The following is a 21,835-nucleotide window of genomic DNA, read 5'->3' on the forward strand; positions in this document are numbered from 1 at the left end:
AGAAAGAAAAGGGAGAAAAGGAACCTGATCATCGTCCTGCCGTCCAACTCGCTGAAACATGCTTTCGGGTATAGAAATCACCCATCAGCCCGAGGATCACGAAACCGACGGTGAAATAAATCGGGTAAACCCAGTTGGTATAGTGCGGGAAGTAGTTGTTGAAAGCAAATCCGCGCGCCTGGTCGATCAGGTGGAAAAGCGGGTTCCAGTCGAACCACGAAATCATCATCGTCGGCAGGGCATTCGCCACGAACATCTTGCCCGAAGCGATCATGTTGGCCCGCGCATAGACCGTCTGGATGATGCCGATGACATCGGGAATCCACGGCTTCAGGGCCAACAGGACCAGCCCGACGGCGCAGCCCGAGGCCCAGGACAGAAGATACATGAACATGACGCCGGCCCAGTCATGGATCACGACCGGATTCAAGATGGTATGAACGCCAAACAGGATCACGCAGAGCGATAGTGTCTGGATATAGAGCGACGCGAAGGCCGACGAGGCGATTGCCACAACCGTGTTCATGGGCGCGTGCAACATCATGGCCGAAGCCGCGCCTTCGGACCCAAGCACCGCGCCGAGCGCCTTGATATGCGTGAGATACAGGAAGATTCCAGTAATCAGGTAGATCATGAAATCGCCACGGATCATGACGCGGCGCGATCCCATCACGGTGAACATGAAGTAGAAAGCCACGATGAACAAAAGCGCCTGCATCATGTTCATGACCAGCGCCATAATGGCATTGCCGTGGCTCTGCCGAACCTTGCGCGCGGTTGACGTGAAGGTCAGTTCGGCGAGGTTCCAGATGATCGAAAGAGTCGTCTTTCGCGTGCTATGCTTGAACTTCATGCGACCACCTCAAAGAACCTGCTCTGCCCGGACCCACCCTGTCTTTGTTGCAGGGATGTCTTGCCCTTTGGCTGATAGCTGACGATAACGGCGAAAAGTGGATTTTTCAATGAAACTCCCAAGGAGGATGGCTTTGGATTTTGAGAAGATGGAGCAGGTATTCCGCACTTTGGCGCTGCAAGCCGGCGCGCGGATCATGGAAATTTACGATGCGGATGATTTCGAGGTAAAGGCCAAGTCGGACGACAGCCCGGTGACCGAGGCTGATGAGGCTGCCGATGCGCTGATCTCCGCGGGTATCAGGGACGCCTTTCCCGACACGACCCTCGTGACCGAAGAACAGGCGGCCAGCCATAGCCAGACAGCCAGCAGCTTTGTCATCGTCGATCCGCTCGACGGCACCAAGGAATTCGTGAAACGGCGCGGTGATTTCACCGTGAACATTGCCTATGTCGAAAACGGCGTGCCGGTGCGCGGTGTGGTCTATGCCCCCGCCAAGGGCCGCTTGTTCTATACCGATGCCGATGGCCGCTCGGTCGAGGAAACCGGGGCATTCTCGGTGGATACCAAGGGCGATGTCAGCCCGATTTCCGTCTCGAAACCGGATAATTCCGCGCTTCTCGTGGTAGCGTCCAAATCGCATCGCGATGCCGCGACCGACGACTATATCGGCAAATACTCGGTTGCCGATATGAAAAGCGCTGGCTCATCGCTCAAGTTTTGTCTGGTGGCAACAGGCGAAGCCGACCTCTACCCGCGCCTTGGGCGCACCATGGAATGGGATACCGCCGCAGGCGACGCCGTGTTGCGTGGGGCCGGTGGGCATGTGATCCGTTTCGACGACCACAGCCCTTTCATCTATGGCAAGGCAGGCTACGAAAACCCGTTCTTCATCGCCCATGCCCCCGGCGTCGATCTGAAAGCTGGCTGAATGTCGGTCGTCTGCATCATCCCCGCACGCTACGCTTCCAGCCGTTATCCCGGCAAACCGCTTGCGGAATTGCGCGGGGCGACTGGCGTGTCACGCAGCCTGATCGAGCGAAGCTGGCTGGCGGCGCAAGAGGTGGCGGGGCTGGATGCGGTCTATGTCGCCACCGATGACGACAGGATACGGGCAGCGGCCGAAGGCTTTGGCGCGCAGGTTTTGATGACGTCCCAGGCCTGCCGCAACGGCACCGAACGGTGTGCCGAGGCGCTCGGGCTGCTTGAAGATGGCGTCGAGATGGTGGTGAACCTGCAAGGCGACGCGCCCTTGACGCCGGCGTGGTTCCTGGAAGACCTGATCGCCGGTCTGCGTGCCGACAGTCAGGCCGCGCTGGCCACCCCGATCCTGCGTTGCGACGGCGAAACGCTGGCCGCGCTCAAGGCCGACCGTGCGGCGGGCCGGGTCGGTGGCACAACGGCGGTGGCAGATTCCGAAAGCCGGGCGCTCTATTTCTCCAAGGAAGTGATCCCCTACACGTCCAAGGCCTATGCCCCCGATGCGCCGACCCCGGTTTTTCATCATGTGGGTGTCTACGCTTACCGCCCGTGGGCCCTGCACGCCTATCCCGATTGGGAGGTCGGCACATTGGAAACGCTGGAAGGGCTGGAGCAACTTCGCTTCCTCGAAGCGGGCCATAAGGTGCATTGTGTCGAGGTCGAGGCCAAGGGGCGAAAGTTCTGGGAGCTGAACAACCCCGAAGACGTGCCCCGGATCGAGGCGATGCTGGCGGAAATGGGGGCGCCTTGACCCAACCCCCCCCGGTCAGCGTGATTGTCGTCAGCCATGGGCGCCCCGCCCTGCTGCGACGCGCCCTGATCGGGATAGGACAGCTGTTCTACCGGCCGTTCGAGGTGGTCGTTGTCGCAGACCGGTCCGGGTTGGGGGCGATTGCAGATCTTCCCTTTGCAGACCGACTGAAGACGGCCGAACAGCAAAGCCCAAACATCTCTGCCGCCCGAAATGCCGGGGCCGCCTTGGCCGGTGGGGACATCCTTGCCTTCATTGATGATGACGCGGTGCCCGAGCCGACCTGGCTGCATCACCTTGTGTCCAAGATGTCCGAGCCAGGCTGCGCCGCTGCCACTGGCACGGTTCTGGGCCGCAATGGCATCTCTGTCCAATGGGCCGACCGTTGGGTCGATGCCACCGGCGTCGCCTGTCCGGCAGCACCGGGGCCGGTGCCCGACGGGATGGCGGTGAAGCTGGAAGGCACCAACATGGCCGTGCGCCGCGATGTGTTGGCCGATCTGGGCGGCTTTGACGAGGCGTTCGCGTTCTTTCTGGATGAGACGGATCTAGCGTGGCGGTTGAAGGAAGCCGGGCAAAAAATCGCGTTCGCGCCGCTTGCAACCGTCCACCATGGCTATGCCGAAAGCACGCGTCGGAGGGCCGACCGGGTGCCGCTGGACCTGCGTCCCATCGGTGCAAGCGCGGTGCACTACCTGGCCAAACACGCGAGCGCCAAGGACCGATCGGCCGCACTGGCGACGCTTCGGGCTGAACAAGTGGCTCGGCTGGATGGTTGGGTCGCGCAAAAGCGCTTGACCAAGCAAGAGCGCGCGGCGCTGCTGGCGGGCCTTGACGCCGGAATGGCCGAAGGCGCCGCCGCCCCGATCCTGCGAGACATACCGCCCGCCACGCCGTTCAGGCCCTTTCATGAGGCCCCTTCACCGGCGCCCTTGGTGTTGTCCGGCCGCTGGTTCAACCACCGTCGTCTGACACGACAAGCCCACGCCGCCGCCGCACAAGGGGTATCCGTCAGCCTCTTTCTGTTTGACCACACGGTGCGCGCACAAAAGGTGCAATTCCAACCGCCCGGCGTCTGGATTCAAACCGGGGGCCTCTTCGGGCCGTCACAGCGGGACAACCCACGGTTTCAGTTGTGGACTTTCAGGCAACGTGTGCGTGCCGAACAGGCAAGATTGGCCAAAATTCGCTGGATTTGACGCCAGTGTAGGGTCCATAAGGCGGAAGTCGGACCGATTTTCCCTGTGGTGGTGAAAGTTCTGCCACAGTCTGGGTATAGATGAATTGAGAAACGGCAATATTAGATGCCAAGTGAATTCAAGGGGTGAGTGATGAAGAAGGTTACAAAAGCGATTTTCCCGGTTGCGGGCATGGGGACGCGGTTTTTGCCTGCGACCAAGTCCGTTCCGAAGGAAATTATGACGCTGGTTGACCGCCCTCTCATCCAATATGCAATCGACGAGGCGCGCGCCGCCGGCATCAAGGAATTCATCTTCGTGACCGCGCGCGGCAAGAGCGCGCTGGAAGACTATTTCGATATTGCCCCGGAGCTGGAAGCAACCCTTCGCAAGAAGGGCAAGGATGAGCTACTGAAGGTGCTCAAATCCACCAACATGGACTCTGGCCAGATCGCCTATATTCGCCAGAACAAGGCGATGGGGCTCGGTCACGCTGTCTGGTGTGCCCGACGTCTCTTGGGCAACGAGCCCTTTGCCGTGATCCTGCCCGATGACGTGATCGCCGCCGAGAAGCCGTGTTTGCAACAGATGGTCGAAGCGCATGCCGAAACCGGTGGCAACATCGTCGCCGCGATGGAAGTCCCGAAAGACAAGGCGTCGTCCTATGGTATCCTCGATGTCAAAGAGGACATGGGGTCGGTCGTGTCCGTGAAAGGCATGGTCGAAAAGCCCGCGGTGGACGATGCGCCGTCCAACCTCGCCGTGATCGGCCGGTATATCCTTACGCCGGATGTGATGAGAAACCTGAACAAGGCGAAATCCGGTGCGGGTGGAGAAATCCAACTGACGGATGCCATCGCGCAGGAAATCCAGAATTCGGACAATGTTTATGGCTTCCGCTTCCGGGGTCAGCGATACGATTGCGGGTCCAAGGCCGGGTTCCTTCAGGCCACGGTTGCCTTTGGTCTGGCCCGGGAAGATCTGCGGGATGAGTTCTCGGGGTTTCTTGAATCGATGGTCGCCACCCGGACGGCCGCCCAGTAATCCATGACCAGCCCGGCCCTTTGTCTCGACCTGACGCGGCTATTATCCCGTGTCGGGCGGGGGCCGTTGACGGGTGTGGATCGGGTCGAACGCGCCTATGCCGACTGGGTGCTGGGGGTAGATCCCGGCGCCCAGTTTCTTTTTCGGACGTCGCGGGGCTACCTGATGGTCAATGCAGGGGGCGCGCGCGCCTTTCTGGCGGGGCTGGACGGGCGATTGGCGTGGCCGAAACCGGATGTTCTTTCCCGCCTGACGGGCAAAGGCGATCTTGCGCGCCACCGGGCCGAAGCATTGCTTCGGCGCAACGCGCTTGGGCGGTGCTTGCCGTCCAGCTTGTTTCGGCTGCTGTCGCAAACCCTGCGGGAAGGCACAATATACCTCAACACCGGGCATTCCAACCTGACGGCAGATTGCCTGCGGGCGTTCAAGGCCAACCCGGATGTCAGCGTTGCCGTGCTGATCCACGACCTGATCCCACTGGACCACCCGGAATTTTCGCGCGCCCATATCCCGGATCACTTTCGCGCAATGCTAGGGGCGACGCGGGACCACGCCGATCTGGTGATCTGCAATTCCGCAGATACAGAACGGCGGTTGGCGGACTGGATGGCGCGAGACAAGGCAATGGTCGCCGCACATCTGGGGTTGCCTGAATTGGTTGAAAAACAGCCTCTAGACCGCCCGATAGAGACTAATGCACCGCGCTTTGTCGTGCTCGGCACGATCGAGCCGCGCAAGAACCACGCGGTTTTGCTTGATGCGTGGACGCAGCTGCCGCAAGACGCGCTCCCGCATCTTCATATCGTGGGGCAGCGCGGATGGGCCACGCAGGATTTGCTGGATCGTCTGGATGCCCACCCGCTGCGCGACGTGGCGATCTTCGAGCATAATGACCTGTCGGATGGGCAAGTGCGCACCTTGCTTGAAGGTGCGCATGGCCTGCTCTTCCCTACTCTGGCCGAGGGCTTTGGCTACCCCCCGCTTGAGGCCGCCCGGCTTGGCACCCTGCCGATCTGTTCGGATCTGCCGGTGCTGCGGGAAACGCTTGGTGACTGCGGCGTTTACCTTGAACCCCTAGATGCGTATTCTTGGGCGCAAACGATAAAGAAACGATCTGAGGGTAGTCTGGTCGACACAGCCGGACCCGCTTTCGACGGGCCGACATGGCAGGCACATTTTGAAGCCGTCTCGCGCGCATTGGCCGAGATCGGGCAGGGGACACGAACATGAGTGTGGTTCAGCGCTACCAGCTGCGCCTTGAAAGGAAGCGGTTTCTTGTGCGGGCATGGCGCAAGGCTCGCGACCTGCTGCTAGTGGCTGACCGCACCGATCAGATCCGCCCTTCAGACGTGTTGTGCTTTGTTACCCTGCGCAACGAACGGATTCGTCTGCCCTATTTCCTGAATTACTACCGCGATCGGGGCGTGTCGCATTTCATCTTTGTCGACAATGACAGCACCGATGGCACGCGTGACTACCTGGCCGCACAGCGCGACTGTTCGGTCTGGACGACATCGGCCAGCTACAAACGCTCGCGTTTCGGGATGGATTGGCTGAACGCCCTGATGCGGGAATATGCGCATGGCCACTGGTGCGTGGTGGTCGATCCGGATGAATTCCTGCTCTATCCCTTTTGCGACACACGGCCCATTCCGGCGCTGACGGACTGGCTGGAAAGCTCGTCGATCAAAAGCTTTGGCGCCATGCTGCTGGACATGTATCCCAAGGGGCCGATCACGGCACAGCCCTATCAAGAGGGACAAAACCCGTTCGAGATCGCCTGTTGGTTCGACTCCGGCAACTACATGATTGATCGGAATTGGGATTTTGGAAACCTGTGGATTCAGGGCGGCCCGCGCGCGCGACTGTTCTTTCCGGACAATCCTGAACGCGCCCCCGCGCTGAACAAGATTCCGCTGGTGAAATGGGACAAGAGCTATGCCTATGCCAGCTCGACCCACATGATGTTGCCGCGCGGCCTGAACCTTGTTTTTGACGAGTGGGGCGGCGAAAAGGCGTCGGGTGTGCTGCTGCACGCCAAGTTTCTCGATACGTTCACGCACAAAGCGCGCGAGGAACTGGCCCGCAAGCAGCATTATGCCAACAGCCATGAATACAAGGCCTATGCCGCCGGGTTGCAGGATGATCCGAACCTCTGGTGCAAGTGGTCGGAACGCTTCATCAACTGGCGACAGCTTGAAATCCTCGGGCTCATGTCCAAGGGGAACTGGGCATGAGCGTCGGGTTCGTCATGATGTGCCACACGGCGCTGCACCGCGCAGCGCAGGTGGCGCGCCATTGGGCCGAGCGGGATTGCCCGGTGGTGATCCATGTCGATCAGCGGGTGCCACGATCCGCCTATAACGGGCTGAAATCCGATCTGGCAGACTTGCCGAATGTGAAATTCTGCGGGCGCCATAAATGCGAATGGGGAACGTGGTCGCTGGTCGCAGCATCGCAGACCGCGTCCGAGATGATGCTGGCCGAGTTTCCGTCGGTCCGGCACGTGTTCCTTTCCAGCGGCTCTTGCCTGCCATTGCGCCCGGTGGATGAACTGCGCGCCTACCTGATGGCCCGCCCGCGCACCGATTTCATCGAGAGCGTCACGACCGAAGACGTGGAATGGACGGTCGATGGCCTGCATTCCGAACGGTTCCAACTGCGGTTTCCGTTTTCGTGGAAACGCCACCGGCGGTTCTTTGATGGCTACGTGGAATTGCAGCGCAAGATCGGATTCACCCGCAGGATTCCCGATGGGCTGGTGCCGCATCTGGGCAGTCAATGGTGGTGCCTGACCCGTCAGACCCTGTCCGCGATCTTGCAAGATCCTGCCCGCAAGGCGCATGATCGCTACTTCAAGCTCGTCTGGATTCCGGATGAAAGCTACTACCAGACACTGGTTCGCAAATATTCGACCCAGATCGAAAGCCGTTCTTTGACCCTGTCGAAATTCGATTTTCAGGGCAAACCGCACGTGTTCTACGATGATCACCTGCACCTGCTGAAGCGGTCTGATTGTTTTGTCGCGCGCAAGATCTGGCCCAGGGCGGATCGCTTGTATGAGACCTTCCTGACCGATCCTGACCGTGGCCCGGTGATGGCCGAGCCTGCGCCTGGCAAGATCGACAGGGTATTTTCCAAGGCGCTGGAACGGCGGACGCGGGGCCGGGCAGGTATGTATATGCACAGCCGGTTCCCCAACCCCGATTGGGAAAACGGCAAGACTGCCGCGCCGTTTTCCGTCTTTCAAGGCTTCAACGACCTGTTCGAGAATTTCGAGACATGGCTGGAACGGCGGCTTGGCACGCGGGTGCATGGCAACCTGTTCGATCCGGCCCGGGCGCGGTTCGCGGGCGATGCCGATGTTTATGCCGGGTGCCTGTCGGCTGCGGCCAAGCTGCGCGATTACAATCCCGAACGCTTCCTGACCAGCCTGATCTGGAATACGCGCGGCGAACGGCAGGTTTTTCAGCTCAGCCCGCGTGATCGGCAGCGGATCGGGGCGTTCCTGGCCTCGGACGGGAATGCGCAGATCTCTGTCATCACCGGGGCATGGGCGGTGCCGCTGTTTACCTCGAACAAGGATTTCCAGACCATCCGCAAGACCGCCGCTCTGTTGCAGAAATCCGAGGTGGATTTCGTCAATGTGCTGCGCCGGGTGCAGACACGGGCCGATGTGCGCATCTGGAGTCTGGCGGAATTCATCGAGGAGCCGATGGAAAACCTTCAGACCATCTTGGATTCGATTGGCGGCCCGTCCTCGGGGGCCCGGATCACCGAAGCGCCGCGCATGGTTGACCTGACCGGCTTTGGCCAGTTCCTGCAAAACCTAAAGAACCAGGGGATGAACCCCCATATGACCGGCGATTTCCCGGTCGAATACATGCAGCCCCCGTCGCAGACCGATGGCGCGCGCCCCTATCTAGTCAGGTAAGTCATGACCCGTCGTTTCGATGCATTTGTCATTTTCGCCGAGATGCGCACAGGGTCCAATTACCTCGAAGCGACGCTGAACGACCTGCCGGACATTGATTGCCTGGGCGAGGTCTACAACCCCACCTTCATGGGCCATCACAACACGTTCGAGATACACGGCATCGACATGGATCGGCGCGAGGCCAAGCCGCTCGACCTGTTGGAGGCGATTATCGACAACGCTGGCGACGTGACGCCGGGCTTCAGGTTCTTTCACGACCATGACCCGCGCGTTCTGGACCGGGTTCTGCCCGATTCGGCGATTGCCAAGGTGATCCTGACCCGCAACCCGCTGGAAAGCTATGTCAGCCGTCGGATCGCCACGGAAACGGGGCAATGGCGGTTGACGGACATGAAGAACCGCAAGAGCGCCAAGATCGAGTTCCGCCTTTGGGAATTCGAGAACATGCTGGCCGATTTGCAGGCGTTTCAGGAAAAACTGCAACGCGGGATGCAGACCACCGGCCAGACGGCGTTTTTCATCCGCTACGAGGATATCAACGATGTCGATGTGGTGAACGGGCTGGCCAGGTTCCTTGGGTCCGACCACGCGCTTGAAGCGACGAATGCCAAGCTCAAGCCACAAAACCCGAGCGATCTGAGCCAGAAGGTCGAAAACTATGACCACATGGTGCGGTCGCTGGCAAAGATGGACAAGTTCGATCTTGGCCGAACCCCGAATTTCGAACCTGCCCGCCACGCCGCCGTGCCCAGCTTCGTCGCATTGCCGGAAACGGGGCTGGTCTTCATGCCGATCCGCGGCGCGGCCGTGGAACCGGTCAAAGCGTGGATGGCCGGATTGGACGGGATCGGGCCCGACGCATTGTTGACTGACCTAAAGCAGAAGGACTTGCGACAGTGGATGCGAAAACATCCGGGTCATCGCAGCTTTACCGTGCTGCGCCATCCACTGGAGCGGGCCTATACCGTTTTCAACACTTGTATCGTCCCGAACGATCGCCCTGCCTTTTCCAACATCCGCCGGGTTCTGAAGAAACGCTATGGCCTGCCAATCCCTTCGGATGGGTGGATCAAGGGCTACTACGCCGATCAGCACAAAGAGGCGTTCATCGCCTTCCTGAATTTCCTCAAGGGCAACCTCGCCGGGCAGACCAGCCTCAAGGTCGAACCGGTCTGGGCCAGTCAAACGGCGGTGTTGGAGGGGATGTCGCAGTTCATGCTGCCCGACCATATCCTGCGGGAAGAGGACATGATCGAAATGCTGCCACGTCTGGCGGCAGAGCAGGGGCGGAGCGGGGCCGATTTCGACATGGCCCTGCCGGACAGCCCAATCGAGCTGTCAGACATTTACGACCCCGAGATCGAAGCGCTGATCAGCGATGTCTATCGCAAGGATTTTCTGAATTTCGGCTTCGCCCCGTGGCAGGGTTAGGCTGCCTGCGTCGCACGTGTTTCTGTCAGCAGGGCGTGCAATGTGACCGGGTCCGAATTGGCCCGCAGCTTTTCACACAAAATCGGGTCGCGCAGCGTGCGCGAGACAAGAGCCAGCGCCTTGAGGTGTTCGGTTCCCGATTCTTCAGGGGCGAAGAGGGCAAAGATCAGGTCCACCGGCTGCCGATCCACGGCGTCGAAATCAATCGCCCGGTCCAGCTTTATGAAGACCCCCATCACACCGGACAGACCGGACAGGCGGGCATGTGGCAGGGCGACACCCTTGCCAAACCCGGTCGGTCCAAGGTTCTCACGCTCCAGAAGGGCCGACGAGATTTCGCTCACACCGATGCCCGTCAGTGGCGAGGCCACTTCGGAAATCGTTTGAATCAACCTCTTTTTGCTGCTCACGTCCGCAAAAATATGAACGGCCTGCGGATGCAGAAGCGACGCTAGATCCATGGTTATGTCCCAGTGCGGGGCCGGTCCGTTGGGCCGGCCCCTGATGTTTCGTTCAACGGGGATCTATCCAACCGACGTTCCCGTCTTCGCGGCGGTAGACCACATTCAACCCGTCATGTCCCTCATTTCGGAAGATCAGCACGGGCGCCCCAGCCAGTTCCATCTGCATGACCGCTTCGCCAACCGAGAGAGACGGGATTTGCGTCTCCATCTCGGCAATGATGATCGGTTGCAGCGAATCCGGCTCAGCGTCATCCGTGCCTTCCGAGCCCGCGAGGATATACGAGGAACCGAGGAAAGTTTCAACGGGTTCAGAGCGTGTGATATGATGGTCTTTCAGGCGCCGTTTATAGCGGCGTAGCTGTTTTTCCATCTTTTCGCAGCATTTGTCGAACGAAGCGTAAATTTCGTGGTCAGTTGCCTTGGCCGACGCGGTCAGGCCGGTCGACAGGTGTACGCTTGCCTCGCAGACATGCTCGTGACCGCTGCGTGAAAAAACAACTTGCGCGTCGGTCGGGCGTTCAGCGTATTTTTGAACGGCGGCGCCAAGGCTATCCTTGACGTGAACCTGTAGGGCATCGCCGATGTCGATTTGTTTTCCGCTGATCTGGTAGCGCATGGGACCTCCATAAATGCGAACGGCCGGCGGGGGATGCCCCCGACCCGGCCGCCAGTCAATGCTGCGATGAACAGGATGGCGCCGGAAGTATATTGCGATAGGCCGACCGGCCCCCAGGGGCGGTGAGCGGCACGGCAAGATCTAAGGCGCTGTTGAACATCCCCTTCATTTGGCGCTGAATCGGGGCGGGCTGTCAACGCAAACCGGCAGGGCTGCGACGCGGCAGCGGGGTTCATCCGATTCGAAAGGTATCGCCCAGGTAGACGCGACGGACATTTTCGTCAGCGATCACTTCTTCGGCAGTGCCGCTCATCAGGACGGTGCCGTCATGCAGGATGTAGGCGCGATCCACAATTTCCAGCGTTTCCCGAACGTTATGGTCGGTAATCAGCACCCCGAGGCCCCGCGTCTTGAGGTCCGAGACCAGGGCCCTGATCTCGGCCACCGCGATCGGGTCGACACCAGCAAAGGGTTCATCCAGCAGCAGATACCGCGGGTTGGAGGCCAGGCACCGCGCAATTTCCGCACGCCGCCGCTCGCCGCCCGACAGGGACAGCGCTGGTGCGGCGCGCAGGTGAGTGATGGAAAATTCCGACAACAACTCTTCCAGTCGCTCGTGCCGTTTGTGGCGGTCCTTCTCGGTGAATTCGAGGATGGCCGAGATATTGTCCTCGACCGTCAGACCTCGAAAAATCGACATCTCCTGAGGCAGATAGCCGATCCCGGCCTTGGCCCTGCGATACATCGGCAGATAGGTGATGTTTTGACCATCCAGCATAACGGTGCCAGCCTCGGGCGCGACCAAACCGGCGATGGAATAAAAGCAGGTCGTTTTGCCCGATCCATTGGGACCGAGCAGTGCCACGACCTCGCCCCGATCCAATGACAAAGTCACGTCGCGGATCACCGGGCGACGTTTGTAGCTTTTGCGCAGATTGGTAACGCGCAATCCATGGGCACCGTCACCCGGCGTCGCGGCGTGTCGTCCGTCTGCCATCTATTACTCTTCCGGCTGAAGCACAGTGCGCACCCGCCCCTCGACGGTGCCGTTGCCAGTGGTGAGGTCGATATTCAGGCGATCCCCGGCAACGGTGGTGCGGCCTTGGGTAATCAGCACATTGCCACTGACAACCACCAAAGAGTCGGTGACCGAATAGTCGGCGCGGTCCCCTTCGGCGGCGTCCTGCCCGCGGGTCATCATAACACCACCGGTCGCCACCACTTCGCGGATTTGCTGGGCACCGTCCGTTTCGGCGTAGATCACCGATATCTCCTCGGCTGCCATCCGCAGATCCCCTTGGATCACGATGACATTGCCCGAGAACACGGCGTTCCCGGTCGTCTGATCCACGCGCAGACTGTCCGACGTGACCTCGATCTGCTGGGTCGGGTCATGCGGCACGCCACCGAACCCCACGGCCATCTGCGCGGCGGCTGACAGTCCCGAAACGAATACAAGAAACACGGCGGAAAAAAGGGCGCGCATGAAAACTCCGTCAATTCTGTGGGTCATATAACACCCGAACACCATTATTAAAAAGAACTACATTGTCGCCATCAACAGTGCTGGCCTGCATCGTCCCGGCGGTCAGGTCGAGGCCGGGACCGGTTACATGCACGTCGCCCGGCGATGATACCTGCGAGGCGCCGAGGTCGAATTGAAGGCGATCCGTCCGCAGGTGCATCCCGTCCGAGGTGGTCAGATGAACGTCATCGCCCAGATCCGCGCGTTCTCCGGGCAGGTCGAAAAGGGCGTTCCCGGCCACCACCATCAGCAGGGAATCGGGGGAAAGATCGAGGCGCGCCTCGATCTGCTGGGCTTCGATGAGGTCCGAGTTCCCTACGACCGGCGCGGCGCGGTCGGCGGTGAAAATCACCTCTCGCCCATCGGCCAGCGTGCCCGCGATACGAGGATTGCCAAGGCGTTGTTCGCGCGCCAATTCCTCGACATCCACCTCCGCAAAGGGAATGGCCCGGTTGGGGTCTGGCGTGCGTGACAGAAGAAACAAGGTCGAAAGCAGCGCTAGCGCCAACAAAGGAAGGATCACCTTCACCCAGGCAACGACCCGCGAATAGGTGTTGGTCGCGGCCATCCTCGCCCCTCAGTGCGAAAAGATGTCGATTTCGGGCCATCCCGCCAGATCGAGCTTGGCGCGGGTCGGCAGGAAATCGAAACAGGCTTGCGCGATCTCGGTCCGGTCTTCGCGGGCAAGCCGCCGGTCGAAGATCTCTTTCAGACGGTGCAGGTAAAGAACGTCCGACGCGGCATAGGTCATCTGCGCGTCGGTCAACTTGGGTGCCCCCCAGTCCGAGCTTTGCTGCTGCTTGGAAATATCGACATCCAGCAACTCTTGGCACAGGTTCCGCAGCCCGTGACGGTCAGTATAGGTGCGCACCAGTTTCGACGCGATCTTGGTGCAGAAGACAGGGGCCGCCAGCGCCCCGAAGGCATGATACATCGCGGCAATGTCGAAGCGGCCGAAATGGAACAGCTTCAGAACATCGGGGTTCTCCAGCATCGCGGCGAGGTTCGGCGCCTCGGTCTGGCCTTTTTCGATCTGCACCAGATGGGCATTGCCGTCCCCACCGGACATTTGCACAAGGCACAGCCGGTCACGGTGCGGGTTCAGACCCATCGTTTCGCAATCAATAGCGACGATGGACCCAAGGTCCAGCCCGTCGGGAAGGTCATTCTTGTAAAGGTGGATCGTCATGTCATTCCATCTCAATCGTGACCTTGGCGGAAAGGCCGGCGCACAATCACGTCAAAGTCCAAGTTAGTGACCATACAGCGTACACCAGCCCATTCAATTCATCGGTTCATGGCAGTTTTCGCTGAAGTTGGCAACTTGGCTACCCTGCTTCGCAAGGTCTGCTCGGTCTTGCCGACCTGACGGGCACAAGCCAATAAAATGCAAGAGACGCGATATTGGCAAATGATCGTTTCGCGTGACCCGTACGGCCGCCGGTCTGGGTGCAGACCAAGTCTTGATCCTTATGAGAATTTCAGCTGGTGCAGTAGGCCCTTTGCCTCCTATGCGCTCGCGCTCAAAACTGCGGAGACCGTAGAATGCTTGCAGTCAGCGGCCCGCCTTCGCGCAGCGCGGCTCATATCCGCTAGCTTTAGCCTCGCGACTGAGAGGGCCAGAACAGCCCGCGCCACGGCCTCTTGATCGTAAGGAGGAACCGCAAAGCCGGTTTGGCCCTGGGCGATGAGTGTGGGCGGTGTACCACGATTATAGCAAATGACCGGGCGTCCAGCGGCCATAGCTTCTAGCGCCGTGCGGCCGAACGATTCGGCGAAATGGGACAGGATCAGGACAACATCTGCCTGTTTGATCGCGGCCACTGGCCCCTCTGCGTAGCCGGTGTGGGTGGTATTGCTTGGCAGGGGGAAGAGGGTCTGGAGATCTGCCGAGTCTGGCCCAATCAAAAGAAAACGGCAACGGGCGGAAGGTGGCAGTCCATCTTCAACTTCGGCTTTGCCCACCAGCTGCGCGACCTTCACGAAATCCGCGATGCCTTTCTTGGCGAGGTTGCTGCTGATGAGCGCAACTCGCAGCCCCTTGCCCGGCGTGTGGGGCAAATCGAACAGTGCCGGGTCGACTTCATTTAGGCGAATCGTCACTCTTTCCGGGCAATTCAGCCAGTTGGCTACTGCCGACGAATTTGCAACGAACCGATCTGTCTCGGCCAGAATGCTCCGACGCAGACCATGGGAGCTATCGCCAAGGATCTGACACAGCGCAGGATCTTCGGCCGGAAGTTCACGAACATGTACAACAGAGGGGCAGCCCTCAATCCGAGCGGCGATAAGCGGGGCGTTCAAGACAAGGGTGTTCACGTGGAGTTCGAGCGGTTGATAGAGTTGAATCATCTTCCGAATGACCGCTACGGTTTCGGGCGCCACCTGGCGGAAACGATGCCGCCAGAGTTGCGGGAGGATTTCCACTGCTATTGCCCGCGCGCGAATCTCGTCCAGATAGTCCTTATTAACCGCCGAAGGCAGCACGACCACTGGCGCCATCTTTGGACCATCCGTTCCCTCGGCGAGATGTTCCAGAGTCCGTAGCAGGCTTCGCTCGGCACCAAATACGCGTCGATCAGCGGAGTGGGCAAACACCAGTACATTCGGGCGGTCATTCGGAACAACCTTGCCCTCAAACCGCAACGGACGCGCCTTTTCACAGTCAGAAGAACGCTCATAGTCCAGTAATGGAACGTCCGTTTCCAACAGCCCGCGCAAGCGTCGCCAGCCCGAGTCGGAAAAGAGCGGACCGGGGTCACGATCCTCGCGTCCTCCGTCCTGAAGATAGTGACGAACAGGGTCGGCGTCAGCGGAAAGCACATCCGGATTATGGGCTAGGTACCACAACGGATCAAAGTGAGGTGACGTAGCTATGGTCGCATAGTCGCTTGGAACGGTATTGGCATCCGACGGCCGGGTTGCTGCCGGGGCCGGAAAGGGGCGTCTATCCGGTATCTGCGGTAGATAGAGTGCCGCGGTCCGCGCGCCAATATCAGCATCGTCTTTCAAAGCAGAAATCTGACCAGCTTGCCAATATAGAGCGGAGTCCAGATACGCCCGCCGTGGCCCACGAAACTGGGTTGAAAGGTGGGTCTCTGAAGAAAGTGTCAGAGATTGTGGTGCATTGCGTCCGAAAGCCAAAGGGACGCCGGCTTGCTGCTCGGCTATGGCTTCCTTCCCAAATGCGGCGATGATGCGATGGTAGTATTCGGTATCTGCATTGATGCGAACACGATCCCAATAGCCAATGGCCTCGCGCATCTCGGCCCTTACCATGAGTGACGACACGTTCCGATAGACCCAGCCGTCCTCAATTCGCCAAAGCGTCATAGACAGGTCAGGCCCTACGCGCACCCAGTGAGAGGTACTGGCTATGCGGCTCTTGTCTTTGAGAAGCGGGCGCAATTGCTCCTCGATCTTTTGTGGGTGCGACCAGTCATCTGCGTCATGAACCGTAAAGAATGCTCCATTCGCAACCGCCAGTCCGGAATTTCGCGCGACATAGGCGCCCTCGTTCTCGCTTTGCCGGATAACGCGGATACGCGGGTCGAATTTGGCAGCACGGTCGGCCACATCAGCGGTGCCATCAGGGCTAGCATCATCGACGACGATGATCTCTAGATTGCGCCAGCTCTGTGCGGTCAGACCGCGAAGGCAGGTGGGAAGCGTTCCTTCCGCACGGAAAGCTGGGATAATGACACTTACCAATGGACCGTTTTTCACTGGAGCGGGGTCAGATTTGGCAGTCAGACGGTCGAAGCGCGGGCCTGATCCCCCGGACAGTCCTACCGGTACAAGATCAGTCCCATCATAGACCCTTTGAAGATGTTCTGAGAGAACGCCATCCGAAGTGTCCTCGGCTAGGGCAATCTCCATGTCGCCTAGGGCGAAATCCGCGTGAGCGCCAAAACGATCGCGAGCTCGGGCCAGAACCTTGCGGGCAAGGGTGGTTTCGCCACAGACCGCAGCTGCCTTGATCGCCAAAACCCACGGCCCGCGGTGGGAAACGATCTGGAGACCTTCATCGCTATCCAAGAAAATTCGTATGGCGGAGAGTGCTGTCTTCCAGCGGCCTTGGGAGCTGGCGTGTCGGGCAACGAACCAACCAGCTAATGCGCGTTCCCTAGGGGATCCATTCCTAAGAAGAAGCCTCAGTTCCGGCAGGGCCATTTCTTCGAAGCCACGCCACAGGATGTGGTCGAGTTCCATGGCCCGTACTGGCGCGCCAAGGCGCCCTTCATCGCGACCGTGTGCAAGGTAGTGCTCCCAAGGATCTACGCCGGCTGCCTTCACGTCTGGATATGTTGCAAGATACCAGCCGGGATCAAAGTCTATACGGGACGAACCGGGATCTGTCATCGAAGCACTCTCCCGGGATCGGTGACGGTCAATAGCTTTCGGCCAACATTCGTTGCTCCTGCCCTCGTCAGAGCAGCTCGGATCGTTGGGGTAAGAGCCCACCATTCAAACGCGCCGCTAGCCATGTTTCGGATGGCCGCCTCACAAGCGACCGGGTCATAACGTGTGACTTGACGGCCCGTGGAGGGCAGCACCGAGACTGGTGAATGATCGGCCAACAGTCGCACACGTTCCGTGAGAAGTGACGGCAAGGCGCCGGGAAGTTCCACCAAGGCCTCGGGATCGGGCACGATGAGGAGTGAGGCTGATGCAGTTTCTCCGGGGCAGAGGTGCCGCAGTTTTCCAGCACTGAGCGCTCTGAGCAGGGCGGGGCACACACGCGGCGGCGGATCGAGCTGGCATGGCGGGATCGGGCGGACCAAAGGAATGAATCCAACTGAACCGGCGGCAGCATCAATCAGTTGCAAGCAGGTTTGCATCACGCGGTCAGGGCGACGTGGGTCAGCCGCAACCAGAAGAGACAGCGTTTGCGTGTCTATATTTCCGCGCAGGATTTGCGGTGCCGGGAAGGGGCGGTCGCCAGGTGCATAGCACAGTGCCGAGGGGTGTGCGGTCCGGTGATGGTGTTCCTGCGCGTCGAGATAGGCTAACCGTGCTCCGGTCACGTAGCCATCAATAGAAAGTGGCCCGCCACGTACAGCAGACCCGTGTTGATCCCTGAGCAGTGCAAGCGGTCCGGTCTCTGCTGAGATGACCGCTTTCGAGCCGAAAATTCGACGCATTCGGCGAATGAATTCATTGTCTGCGGCGACACGCACCTCGTCCCAACAGCCAAGCGCCTCAACCACTGGCAATCGCTCGAACAACAACGAGGCGGTATTTTCGGTCAGGAAATGTGCCTCGGGGCTTAAGCGGGTCAAGGTCAGGTCGGGCTGAATTCGGACATGTTCCGAAGTGCAAGCTATTGCCCCTTCCGTCTCGGTCAGGATTGCCATTTGTCGCGAGATGCGCTCCGGGTGGCACCAATCGTCGGCGTCGTGGATGGTGACATAAGCGCCACGGGCGGCAGCCAGTCCAACATTCCGTGCGGCGTATGCACCTCCGTTTTGCGACTGACTAATGAGGCGTATGCGCCCGTCAGCTTCTGCGGCGTCACGGGCTATTTCTGCCGTATGATCGCTGCTTGCGTCGTCAATGACGAGGATTTCCAAATTGCGCCAACTTTGGCCACGCATGGCGCGCAAGGCCGTTTGCAAGGTTGCCTCGGCATTGTATGCCGCGATCAGAACCGTCACGAGCGGGCCGTCCACCGGATTGGCTGGAGATGCCGAATCCAGACGGTCATAAAGGTTGCTCGTCGCATTGGGACGCAAAGCAAGCGGTGCCAGGTCATAGGCGCGGAGTGCTTGATTGATTTTCGATAACCGATCTGCCTCCGTGCTCTCGAACCCGGTGAGCGCGAACCAAATCTCAGGGGTTAAACGCCCCTCTTCGGCCCAAGCTCCCAATTGCGCCTGCGACGGAGGCTGCATGCCAGAAATGGCTTCAGCAACCAGTCGAACCGTCAGCAGTCGGCCACGTAATATCGGATCAACGGCAGATTCAGACGCTAAATTGGCCCAATGACGTGCCGTTTTGGCCGTTTCCAATCGCTCGGACTCGCGCCATTGGCGCAGGTGCCACAGTGCTAGATCTCTTGCGGCAAATGCCGCCTGATCGCCGTGCTCATCACAAGCCACACGTTGCAGCGCCCGCAAGGCAGATCTCTGACCGAGCACGTTCAACCTGATCCTAAGCATGTCGCTCAAGGCGCGTGCACTTAGAACTGGGTCATCTGCGAAGGGGTTGGCGGATCGCCCCTCCTTAGCGCCGTGCAGAAGGTAATGTGTAAGTGCGTCCGTCTCGCTTCCCAATACATCGCAATAGCGTGTCAGATAAGCTCTCGAGTCGAAGGTCGGCCCGGGATCTCGACCCAAATCCCAGCCAAAAGCCAGAAAATGCGTCCAAGGATCCAAGCCGGACCGCGCAGCATCATCGTAACGCGCAGCATACCATTCGCTGTCGAACAGGCCCGAGTCGGCTAAGAGGCGTTCTCGCAATGCAGCGGCATCAGGATCCCAAGGCAACCGGTTCATCCCCCCGAGATCAACCGAACGCGCCGATCTTCGGTTTCACCGTGCAGCACGAAATGCGCCAGTGCCGGCCAACCAGCGGCGGCGACATCAGGATTGGCGCGATAGTAGGCGGCAGTGTCAAAATTCGGCCCCGGATCGTGCCCCGCGAATGCGCCCTTCAAGAGGTAGTGCACCGCAGCTTTTTCCGGTCCGCCGCATTCCGGGTAGTGTCCGGCATACCAATCCGCGTCGAATAGGGGGCTTGCGGACAGAGCCGCAACCTGACGTCGCAATACCAACCTGTGACGGAACCGCTGTAGGCGAGGTCGCAGCCAGCCCTTTAGGCTGCCGCTCAACTCTTTCTCAGCGATGTCCTGTACGGCCTGTGCGTCGGATTGCTGCAACAGGGCAGCTATTTCGGCATCACGACGCGCCAGTTGCGATCGCAACTCGAGAATTTCCGCCCGGAGCATGACCTGCAAGTCTACGTCCGTCTGATACTGATCCGTGTCACGCATCGGCAATCCATCGGAATTCGAGCCTGCTTGTTGACAGCCTCCCCCAATTTTCATCAGGAAACCTGCGCCAATAACACACAGGCGAAGCTAACATGTCCGCAGCTTGGGGGCTATGTTGCGAATCGAGCAATGCCGCCCGACTACCCTTTTGCCCCCTGACCACGTGCATAAACGTCTTCGTAGCGAATAATGTCATCCTCGCCAAGGTAGCTGCCAGTTTGAACCTCAATTAGAACCATGTCGACTTTTCCCGGGTTCTCCATCCGGTGGACAGCCCCGAGCGGAATGTAGACGGACTCGTTTTCAGTCACCAACGTGACGGATTCGTTCACGGTCACCTTGGCTGTGCCCCGCACGACGATCCAGTGTTCGGACCTGTGATGATGGCTTTGCAAGCTGAGGCTGGCGCCTGGCTTGACCACGATCCGTTTGACCTGAAACCGGTCGTCCAAAACTAGGGTCTCGAAATGTCCCCAAGGTCGGTAATCGACAGGCAGGGCTTCGGCCTGCTTAGCTCCCTTGGCGGCGAGGCTTTTTACGGCGAGCTTCACATCTTGCGTCCGGCTTGCGTCGGCGACCAGTACGGCATCGGGCATGGCGATCGCAACAATTCCGTTCAAACCAAGGCCAACCAGCTCCTGGTCAGGGTTTTCTGAACGCAACAGCGAATTCTTGCAGTCAATTGCGGTCGCGGGACCGGATACCGCGACCCCGTTGGCGTCGATCGCACTCTGCTCGCGTACAGCGCTCCAGCTACCCAGATCGCTCCATTGGCCACGAAAGGGCACTGCACTAAGGTTGCCAGCCTTTTCCATTACCGCGTAATCGATGGAGATATCCTCCACATCGGCCCAAGGCTCTGGTGCAAGACGGAAGAACCCGAGATCGGGCTCACCAAGGTCCACAGCTTCGCGGACTGCATTCATAAGTCCAGGCGCATGCAGTTCAAAGGCTGCAATGATGTCCTTTGCGGCAAAAAGGAAGATGCCAGCATTCCACAGGTATGCACCATCAGCCACCATACGTTCGGCGTTTGCCAGATCGGGCTTTTCGACGAACCGTTCCAACTTTCGGGCGCCGCCCGCGTCTCCGTTCTCGGCCAGTTGCAGATAGCCGTATCCGGTTTCTGGGCGATCGGGGGTGATCCCGAAGGATACCAACTCCCCGCGCTCAGCTGCGTCGGCTCCTTGGGCGACGGCCTCTGCAAACGCATCCGCGTCGGGCAAAACGTGATCTGAAGGTGCGACGAGTAAAAGAGCCTCGGGCGAAGTCTTGGCAATGTAGAGGGCTGCGGCAAGGACGGCAGGTGCCGTATTTCGTCCCTCAGGCTCGATCAGAACTGGACCGGGTTCGATACCAATAGCGTGCAACTGCTCAGTCACCACAAAACGGAAATCAGATCCAGTAAGGATGGTCGGCGACGCAAAGCTGACGCTGCCACGCGTGCCCGCCATCCGCCCAGCACATTGCTGGTACAAAGAATGCTCGCCGATCAGTGGTACGAATTGCTTAGGGTAGCTCTTTCGCGAAAGCGGCCAAAGCCGCGTACCCGACCCGCCGCACAAAATCAGGGGAAAAATCTCGAACGAAGTCTTCATTGGTCAAATTCCTTTGAGTCCATGCATGATCTGCATTTCCTGTGAATGAAAGCTGTGAAATCGATAAATCACAAGTTCCCATTGATGAGAAGGGTCCGGCTGGTCGCGGCAAAGGATCTGAATGTTTTAGCGAGGGCTCGTCGGGCACAAGTGCTTGAAAATAGAGCCTGAACCCGAACGAAGGACGTGGAATCACGTTAATTGCCAAAACCAAGCATGAGATGACTCCGTTTCACCCGTTCACTCTCCACGATCGCAAACATGGGAACATGCCATCGCGCCAGTGGCATCCACGGCCTTGGCATTACGTCACTGTCGCATCCGTTGGCACACCTGTGGATGGCGGTTGCTGTTCAACACTGTGATGGGATAATGGTGCCCAGGAGAGGACTCGAACCTCCACGTCCATACGGACACTAGCACCTGAAGCTAGCGCGTCTACCAATTCCGCCACCTGGGCCGG

The 21,835-nt window shown here is 59.5% G+C and carries 19 protein-coding genes and 1 tRNA gene; 8 read left to right on the forward strand and 12 right to left on the reverse strand.

Annotation, left to right across the window (positions count from 1 at the left end; all coding sequences use genetic code 11):
* Positions 1-28: 28 nt before the first annotated feature.
* Positions 29-853 (reverse strand): ABC transporter permease, encoded by an 825-nt coding sequence (locus BKY27_RS09670; RefSeq protein WP_071674270.1) that lies wholly within the window; start codon positions 851-853, stop codon positions 29-31.
* 148 nt (positions 854-1,001) lie between these two features.
* On the opposite strand from BKY27_RS09670, the gene cysQ reads away from it, so the two are divergent.
* The 8 genes from cysQ to BKY27_RS09710 all read left to right on the forward strand — a co-directional run bounded on the left by cysQ (position 1,002) and on the right by BKY27_RS09710 (position 10,175).
* The gene (gene cysQ, locus BKY27_RS09675) at positions 1,002-1,784 is read left to right on the forward strand and encodes a 3'(2'),5'-bisphosphate nucleotidase CysQ (protein ID WP_407668416.1); all 783 of its coding nucleotides are present in this window, start codon (positions 1,002-1,004) and stop codon (positions 1,782-1,784) included.
* On the forward strand, positions 1,785-2,585 hold the full coding sequence (locus tag BKY27_RS09680) for a 3-deoxy-manno-octulosonate cytidylyltransferase (protein ID WP_071674271.1): 801 nt from the start codon (positions 1,785-1,787) through the stop codon (positions 2,583-2,585). It abuts the gene before it with no gap.
* Positions 2,582-3,784 carry a glycosyltransferase family 2 protein gene (locus tag BKY27_RS09685; protein ID WP_071674272.1) on the forward strand — a complete coding sequence of 401 codons (1,203 nt, stop codon included), beginning with the start codon at positions 2,582-2,584 and terminating at the stop codon, positions 3,782-3,784. Before BKY27_RS09680 ends, BKY27_RS09685 begins: the two co-directional genes overlap by 4 nt.
* A 129-nt stretch (positions 3,785-3,913) precedes the next feature.
* Positions 3,914-4,807, forward strand: a complete 894-nt coding sequence (gene galU / locus BKY27_RS09690) for a UTP--glucose-1-phosphate uridylyltransferase GalU (RefSeq protein WP_071674273.1) — start codon at positions 3,914-3,916, stop codon at positions 4,805-4,807.
* A gap of 3 nt (positions 4,808-4,810) precedes the next feature.
* Entirely contained in the window at positions 4,811-6,037 is a 1,227-nt protein-coding gene (locus tag BKY27_RS09695; protein WP_071674274.1) for a glycosyltransferase family 4 protein, read from the forward strand.
* Positions 6,034-7,044, forward strand: coding sequence for a glycosyltransferase family 2 protein (locus BKY27_RS09700; RefSeq protein ID WP_071674275.1), 1,011 nt, complete (start codon positions 6,034-6,036; stop codon positions 7,042-7,044). Before BKY27_RS09695 ends, BKY27_RS09700 begins: the two co-directional genes overlap by 4 nt.
* On the forward strand, positions 7,041-8,741 hold the full coding sequence (locus BKY27_RS09705; protein ID WP_071674276.1) for a DUF5927 domain-containing protein: 1,701 nt from the start codon (positions 7,041-7,043) through the stop codon (positions 8,739-8,741). Before BKY27_RS09700 ends, BKY27_RS09705 begins: the two co-directional genes overlap by 4 nt.
* Before the next feature lie 3 nt (positions 8,742-8,744).
* Positions 8,745-10,175, forward strand: a complete 1,431-nt coding sequence (locus tag BKY27_RS09710; protein ID WP_071674277.1) for a hypothetical protein — start codon at positions 8,745-8,747, stop codon at positions 10,173-10,175.
* Here BKY27_RS09710 and BKY27_RS09715 read toward each other — a convergent pair.
* The 11 genes from BKY27_RS09715 to BKY27_RS09765 all read right to left on the reverse strand — a co-directional run bounded on the left by BKY27_RS09715 (position 10,172) and on the right by BKY27_RS09765 (position 21,832).
* Positions 10,172-10,636 carry a PTS sugar transporter subunit IIA gene (locus BKY27_RS09715; RefSeq protein WP_071674278.1) on the reverse strand — a complete coding sequence of 155 codons (465 nt, stop codon included), beginning with the start codon at positions 10,634-10,636 and terminating at the stop codon, positions 10,172-10,174. The genes BKY27_RS09710 and BKY27_RS09715 overlap by 4 nt on opposite strands.
* A gap of 52 nt (positions 10,637-10,688) precedes the next feature.
* Positions 10,689-11,255, reverse strand: coding sequence for a ribosome hibernation-promoting factor, HPF/YfiA family (gene hpf / locus BKY27_RS09720; RefSeq protein ID WP_071674279.1), 567 nt, complete (start codon positions 11,253-11,255; stop codon positions 10,689-10,691).
* A gap of 232 nt (positions 11,256-11,487) precedes the next feature.
* Complete coding sequence (gene lptB / locus BKY27_RS09725) at positions 11,488-12,252, reverse strand: LPS export ABC transporter ATP-binding protein (protein ID WP_071674280.1); 765 nt, start codon at positions 12,250-12,252, stop codon at positions 11,488-11,490.
* Between the two features lie 3 nt (positions 12,253-12,255).
* Positions 12,256-12,741 carry an LptA/OstA family protein gene (locus BKY27_RS09730; protein ID WP_084667920.1) on the reverse strand — a complete coding sequence of 162 codons (486 nt, stop codon included), beginning with the start codon at positions 12,739-12,741 and terminating at the stop codon, positions 12,256-12,258.
* Between the two features lie 10 nt (positions 12,742-12,751).
* Positions 12,752-13,348, reverse strand: coding sequence for an LPS export ABC transporter periplasmic protein LptC (lptC, locus tag BKY27_RS09735; protein WP_071674282.1), 597 nt, complete (start codon positions 13,346-13,348; stop codon positions 12,752-12,754).
* A 9-nt stretch (positions 13,349-13,357) separates the two neighbouring features.
* Complete coding sequence (locus BKY27_RS09740; RefSeq protein WP_071674283.1) at positions 13,358-13,969, reverse strand: ribonuclease D; 612 nt, start codon at positions 13,967-13,969, stop codon at positions 13,358-13,360.
* 320 nt (positions 13,970-14,289) lie between these two features.
* Complete coding sequence (locus BKY27_RS09745) at positions 14,290-17,142, reverse strand: glycosyltransferase (protein WP_158514971.1); 2,853 nt, start codon at positions 17,140-17,142, stop codon at positions 14,290-14,292.
* On the reverse strand, positions 17,139-19,277 hold the full coding sequence (locus BKY27_RS09750; protein WP_084667922.1) for a glycosyltransferase family 2 protein: 2,139 nt from the start codon (positions 19,275-19,277) through the stop codon (positions 17,139-17,141). Before BKY27_RS09750 ends, BKY27_RS09745 begins: the two co-directional genes overlap by 4 nt.
* Positions 19,274-19,774, reverse strand: coding sequence for a hypothetical protein (locus tag BKY27_RS19920; protein WP_146636220.1), 501 nt, complete (start codon positions 19,772-19,774; stop codon positions 19,274-19,276). Before BKY27_RS19920 ends, BKY27_RS09750 begins: the two co-directional genes overlap by 4 nt.
* 140 nt (positions 19,775-19,914) lie before the next feature.
* Positions 19,915-21,372 carry a mannose-1-phosphate guanylyltransferase/mannose-6-phosphate isomerase gene (locus tag BKY27_RS09760; protein WP_071674286.1) on the reverse strand — a complete coding sequence of 486 codons (1,458 nt, stop codon included), beginning with the start codon at positions 21,370-21,372 and terminating at the stop codon, positions 19,915-19,917.
* A gap of 373 nt (positions 21,373-21,745) precedes the next feature.
* Positions 21,746-21,832, reverse strand: a tRNA-Leu gene (locus BKY27_RS09765).
* Positions 21,833-21,835 lie beyond the last annotated feature (3 nt).

This window comes from Nioella nitratireducens (assembly GCF_001879715.1).
GTDB lineage: Bacteria > Pseudomonadota > Alphaproteobacteria > Rhodobacterales > Rhodobacteraceae > Nioella > Nioella nitratireducens.